1 protein-coding gene is annotated in these 351 nt (G+C 43.9%); it reads right to left on the bottom strand.

The features are described 5' to 3' along the window. A partial coding sequence (locus ACEYW6_RS36745) for a helix-turn-helix domain-containing protein (protein WP_412983685.1) occupies nucleotides 1-351 on the bottom strand: 351 nt, incomplete at both ends.

The following is a 351-nucleotide window of genomic DNA, read 5'->3' on the forward strand; positions in this document are numbered from 1 at the left end:
CTAATGCCTCTATCAGCTCCGTTCGAATATGAGTGGAAAGCTGGATGTGATCCAAAGAAAGCCCTTTGGATTGACGGGTTTTTTGGAGTTGTTGCCCGATTTGACGTAGGCACACCATGCGTTGTTGGGCTGCAAGGTCAGCTTGTCCAGCAAGTTCAGCTTGAGAAATTCTTTGATGATTCAGCAATTGTAGTGGTTTTTTCCACAGCGAATTTTCTGCTGTATTTTTAGAGGGTTCCTCTCGGAGAGTGCAATGCTCCTGCTGTATCTCTGGTGAAGAATTGACTGTTTCTGTGGCTTGCTTGGTATCTGTAACTGTTTCAACTTTTTGAGATTGTTGGGCAAATTGTT

It is taken from the genome of Nostoc sp. UIC 10607 (genome assembly GCF_047228265.1).
GTDB lineage: Bacteria > Cyanobacteriota > Cyanobacteriia > Cyanobacteriales > Nostocaceae > Nostoc > Nostoc foliaceum_A.